The sequence below is a fragment of the Paenibacillus whitsoniae genome (genome assembly GCF_003955665.1).
Lineage (GTDB): Bacteria > Bacillota > Bacilli > Paenibacillales > NBRC-103111 > Paenibacillus_E > Paenibacillus_E whitsoniae.
On record NZ_RXHU01000138.1, the window covers coordinates 1 to 5,042 of the forward strand.

General features: G+C 57.7%; 6 protein-coding genes. 4 read left to right on the top strand and 2 right to left on the bottom strand.

The features are described 5' to 3' along the window. A partial coding sequence (locus EJQ19_RS31010) for an ABC transporter permease (protein ID WP_126145078.1) occupies positions 1-523 on the top strand: 523 nt, incomplete at its 5' end. Between the two features lie 19 nt (positions 524-542). Beyond that, positions 543-2,753 carry a hypothetical protein gene (locus EJQ19_RS31015; protein WP_126145079.1) on the top strand — a complete coding sequence of 737 codons (2,211 nt, stop codon included), beginning with the start codon at positions 543-545 and terminating at the stop codon, positions 2,751-2,753. An 84-nt stretch (positions 2,754-2,837) separates the two neighbouring features. Here EJQ19_RS31015 and EJQ19_RS32295 read toward each other — a convergent pair. Both EJQ19_RS32295 and EJQ19_RS31020 read right to left on the bottom strand, forming a co-directional pair. Continuing rightward, positions 2,838-3,019 (bottom strand): hypothetical protein (locus EJQ19_RS32295; protein WP_206438513.1); only part of this gene is annotated, 182 nt, incomplete at its 5' end. Between the two features lie 97 nt (positions 3,020-3,116). Beyond that, positions 3,117-4,016 (bottom strand): metallophosphoesterase family protein, encoded by a 900-nt coding sequence (locus EJQ19_RS31020; protein WP_164716847.1) that lies wholly within the window; start codon positions 4,014-4,016, stop codon positions 3,117-3,119. A gap of 525 nt (positions 4,017-4,541) precedes the next feature. Here EJQ19_RS31020 and EJQ19_RS31025 point away from each other — a divergent pair. Both EJQ19_RS31025 and EJQ19_RS32735 read left to right on the top strand, forming a co-directional pair. Beyond that, positions 4,542-4,913, top strand: coding sequence for a GntR family transcriptional regulator (locus tag EJQ19_RS31025; RefSeq protein ID WP_126145081.1), 372 nt, complete (start codon positions 4,542-4,544; stop codon positions 4,911-4,913). After that, positions 4,910-5,042, top strand: a 133-nt coding sequence (locus EJQ19_RS32735) for an ATP-binding cassette domain-containing protein (RefSeq protein ID WP_126145082.1), incomplete at its 3' end; no start/stop codon positions are given. The genes EJQ19_RS31025 and EJQ19_RS32735, both read left to right, overlap by 4 nt.

Genomic DNA, 5,042 nt, shown 5'->3' on the forward strand with positions numbered 1-5,042 from the left:
GGGTTCTGCCGACCAAATTTCCCGGGCGCAGACCGTACTGGAAGCTTACTTATACAACAAGTTTAAAAGCACAACCGGCTATACGATTCTGAACTCGGCCGAGCTCATCAGCGCTCGCCAGACGGCGTCCAGCACGCTGACGAACCAACTGGTTGCCGTCGCAGCGATCTCGCTGCTCGTCGGCGGCATCGGCATCATGAACATCATGCTCGTCACCGTCAGCGAACGGACCAGAGAGATCGGGATTCGGAAGTCGATCGGGGCGAAGCGGAGAAATATTTTGCTGCAGTTCCTCGTCGAGGCTACGCTGATCAGCGGCATGGGCGGCTTGATCGGGCTGCTGGCCGGGGTGGGGCTATCGCTTGCATGGCCGTATATCAATCCAAGCCAGGAGACGAGTCTGTCCCTCAATGTCGGATTGTATGCGTTCCTGTTCTCCGCACTTGTCGGCGTTATTTTCGGACTGTATCCAGCGAATAAAGCATCCAAACTCAAACCGATCGACGCACTCCGCTTCGATTAGGCATCAGGAGGTTAGAAACATGAAAGCCAATCTCAAATCCCTTTCCATCAAACAAACAGGCCTCGCGCTGCTGCTGACCGGCACCATGGCGGCTGCTTCGTGGGCGGCTCCTGCGCCAAGCGCGTATGCGGCGAACGAGGGTGTTTTTATCTCGAACTCATCCTATTTCATGCTGGGGAAGGCGGCGCTGTCGTCTTCGTCCCTGCAATTTTCCGTATTGTTCCACAATGGGGAGAATGAATCGCTTGATTTTAACAAGTACGGCGTTCGGGTGACGGACGGCAGCGGGCACAGCTATACGGCCAATCTGAGTGAGAAAAAGAGCGGCATGGTCGCGCCGGGCTCGGAAGAAAGCTTCCGCTTCTACGCGAATTTGCCGGCCGGGGAATCGGCTGACGATTTGAAGGTGGATATTGTCCGCTGGAATATGAATAAAGCGAACTTCATGGACGATCTCGGCATGCTGCCGGTTGCATCGGTCATTGGCGAGGGGCAGCTGGAGGCGCCGGAGGAAATCATTAATCTGCGCACGCTTGACAGCACGCAGTCGATCGATGCGGCACTCTCCTTCCAGTTGGGGCAGAGTGTGCGCGTGACGGAGAACGGCAAATGGTACATGTACACGCAAGTGTCGGCCAAAAACCTGGGCAACAGCTCAGTGAAGCTGCCTTCCAATCTGGCGGTTCGCCTAGTGGATGCCAGCGGTATGAAATATACATCGACCGTGGCCAGCGGCTCGGATACGACGTTCCTGCCGGGCCAGAAGGATACGCTGACGCTCAAAACGCTTATCACCAAAAGCGTGGCGGATAGTGGTCTGAATCTGGAATACTACTACTTGAACCAATCTGAAGAGGTATCGCTCGGCACACTCAGCATGAACAGCTCGCTGAACACGACGGCGCTGGGTGCGGAACAAAGCTACGCCGGTCAGCAGGATGGCGAGCATGTCGTTGTCAAAGCAACTTCCTCGCAATACGCGAAGCAGGCGGACGGCGTTCACGTGCAATCGGTCGTCACCGTGCGCAATAACGGCGACGCGGTTGCGGCTGTGCCAAGCTTTGTCGGCACGTATCAGTTCGGCGACTCCGGCACATCGGTGTCCACGACAGACAGCAGCGAGCGCAGCGGCTTCTTGGCGCCGGGAGAGACGACAACGTATTATCTGAACGCGACACTGCCGGTGGGCATTGATCCGGAAGCTGCGCAACTCGTGCTCTGGCAAAAGACATCGGTCGGCTCCGGTACGGGCAGCACAGGTACATCGAGCGGTTCCGGTACGACGACGTCGGGCTCGGGCACGACTGGGGCAGGTACGGGGACGGCGGGAAGCGGGACTTCGAGTGGCGGCAGCACGGCGGCAGGATCAGGGGCAACAACCGGGCAAATGCCTGTGGCTGTTTTCGTGCTCAAAGGCGCAAGCGAAGCGAAAAACGGCTTCACGACAGCGGTGAATTACAAGCTGGGCGACAAGCTCGTTTTTGCGAACAATTCCGTTGTGAATGCGAACCTGGACGTCTCACTTGTCGAGCTGCATGAGCACGAGAACGACGACCTCGGCTACAAAACGGCGATTGCGAAATTCAAGATTACGAATAACGGCACGAACACGCTTGCGCTTCCAGAACTGGAGAACGCGCTTGTCGACAATAAAGGCAACACGTACACAGGTACGCGCCAAAGTGGCGTGAGTACACAAATTACGCCTGGCAGCTCCTATGTGATCAGCTATTCGTACTTGCTGCCGAACAAAACGGCGTCCGACGATCAATCGTTTGCGCTGAACGTTTACGACAGCAAAACGGTGTCCGAAGGCAGTGTATCCGCAGGCACGTACAAAGTGGCGATGCAGACGGCGGAGGAGGGCGATACGATTTCGGTGTATCCGTTCTCGTTGAAAATCAACGACAGCTCGGTCAGCTGGCTGTACAGCGGCGGCAACTACTCGTACCAACTCACACTCGATATGGACATTACGCACGAGGATCAAGTGATTGTCGATTCCAGCTTCTCGAAAATCGAATTCGAGATGGTGGACTCCCTGGGCCGCATCGTCGGCACGCAGGATTCGTCGCTCATGGGCACGGGCAAGCTGACCAGCGGCGTGCAAAAAGTCGTCGTCTCGGGTCTCAAAAACGAGCAGGTTGATTCCGGCGTCGTCGTCAACATGTACGAAGTCATCACGACCCCGAACGGCACGGCGAAACGTTTGCTGAAGCAGTTCCATTAAAGGCGCTTTTCCGAAATGACCGCCCATAGTTCCGACAAAGCTACCGTGGCGCACGGCGATTTGTCGGAAACTTAAGGGGGAAAGTCACCCCAGCGGAGCAGCGGGGCAAGCAGCCCCGTTATACAGGTTCGGATACAAAGGCTCCGACAACACCCGATTCCGGCTTAACGGCCTGGATCGGGTGTTTTTGCTAGTTGGGATGAGGGTTGCGGTGCCGAAAGGCAGGAAGCTAGCGAGTTCGGGCAATACCTGCAAAAAGGCAGGAANNCTGCTTAATTGCAGGCATTGCCCTGTTCCCTGCCTGTGAGGCGCTCAAGGCGAGGCGTCCAAGTATGAGGGCGCCCAGTGAAACGCTGAATGCAGTCAGTCGATGACATGGTCCGGCTGAATCCAGCGTTTGCTGGTATGCTCACGGCGCTTGATGACCACGCGGCCCGGGTACACGTCGACGATCAAGCTCTGGCTGATCGTCTTGGTCTCGGGCTTGTTCTCTCCGCTCCAGACCCGGCGGATGGAGGCGCTCGACGCGGCGGTGAACTTCAGCCGCTTCACTTGGCTGGTTGTGGCCAGGTTCCAGTGGGTATGGCCACTGAACAGAATCACGTTCGGGTGCTCCTCCAGGAGCGCCCGGAGCTGCTCGTGCTGAACGACGCCGCGTTCAGCGTCCGTGCCATCCAGCGTGTGCGGCAGCGGCTGGTGCAGGAACACGAACACGGGCTTGCGGCGTTCCGCCGTGGACAGGCCCGTGTCGTCCAGGCGCTCGCGCAGCCAGTCGAGCTGCGCGGGCGAGAGATACGCATCCTCGCCGATGGAGGCGTCCACGTCCCGGTACGCTTCCCCGCTCAGGAAGAGGAAGCGGTAGCCGTCCACGACAAGCTCGTGGTACGGCTTGTCGTAGCCCATCATGCGGTCGAACAACGCGACCGCTTGCTGGCTGGACCACGCCGGATTCATCTGCGTGGTGTCCATGCCCCCCGACGGCGTGTGCCACACGCCGTAGTAGTCGTGGTTGCCCATGGTCGCCTGCACTGGGGCATGGGGCACATCCCCGAGCAGCTTCAGCAGGCTCGTGTAGTCGCGTTCGGTGCCGTCCGTGAGGTCACCGTTCAAGACCAGCAGCTTGCTGCCCGGGCGCAGCGCGTGATGATCGGCCAGCGCGGCGCGGAGGAGCCGCTGCGAAACCGGATCCGACGCCATGACATGGACGTCGCTGAGCACGGAGAAGGAGAAGAGCGGCGGTTCGTCCGCTTTCTCCTTCTCCACAGCCGCCGCGGCTGCGCTGCGCGGCAGGCCCCGGGCCCACGGGCCCTTCAGGAGGGCCGCGCCTGGCGGGGCCCCCGTAACGTTCAGCCCGCGCCAAGCACGGGCCTCAATCTTCCCTGCCTGTGCCTCCTCTGCCTGAGCCCCCTCATGCGCTTGATGAGCAGAGGAGGTTCCTAACGCAATCGCGCCCGAAAAGACAGCGGTTGCCCCCCCTGCCGTATCCGTGCTATATCCCATAGAGCCCGTGTGCACTACGCCTTTTCCAATTCGCAGCCCGTTCATAATCGCGTTGTGTGTCACAGCTCCACCCCAGGCAATCGCCGCCGCACAAGCGCCTGCGATCCCCCATCTCACATAAGCTCGCATGTCCCTCGTCCTTTCCGCTCAACGTTTCCCTTGGTTTGCCCAAAGCGCTAGGCAATTATCCCAATTTGCGAAAGGAGTGTTGACTTTTAACTCCATTGGTTGTATGGTTAATTACATGAGTAACTAACCGATGCAGTAACGAAAGTGGTGGTTAAAGCGATGGCATTTCAAATGGATGACAGCCGCCCGATTTTTGTACAGATTGCAGAACGGATTGAGGATGACATTATCGAGTCCCGCATGCCGGAGGAATCGCAGGTTCCTTCTACGAATCAGTTTGCCGCTTTTTATCAAATCAATCCGGCAACAGCCGCCAAGGGCGTCAATCTGTTGGTAGACGAAGGCATTTTGTACAAGAAACGCGGAATTGGCATGTTTGTAGCGGAAGGAGCGCGACGGAAGCTGATGGAAAAGCGAAAAGAGCAATTCTACGAACAATATATCGTCACGATGGTGAAAGAGGCCCAGAAGCTGGGCATTACGGTAGAGCAGCTAACGGAAATGGTACGGAGAGGGGAGAATGGACAATGACCAACGTGGTAGAGGTACAGAACCTAACCAAATCTTACGGCAGCGTGACGGCGGTCGATCGTGTCAGTTTTTCTATCGAAGCGAATAAAATTTACGGTCTGCTCGGACGTAACGGCGCCGGCAAAACGA

Coding starts and splice junctions, on each gene's coding strand:
- EJQ19_RS31025 (WP_126145081.1), top strand. CDS start 4,542: ATGGCATTTCAAATGGATGACAGCCGCCCGATTTTTGTACAGATTGCA.
- EJQ19_RS31015 (WP_126145079.1), top strand. CDS start 543: ATGAAAGCCAATCTCAAATCCCTTTCCATCAAACAAACAGGCCTCGCG.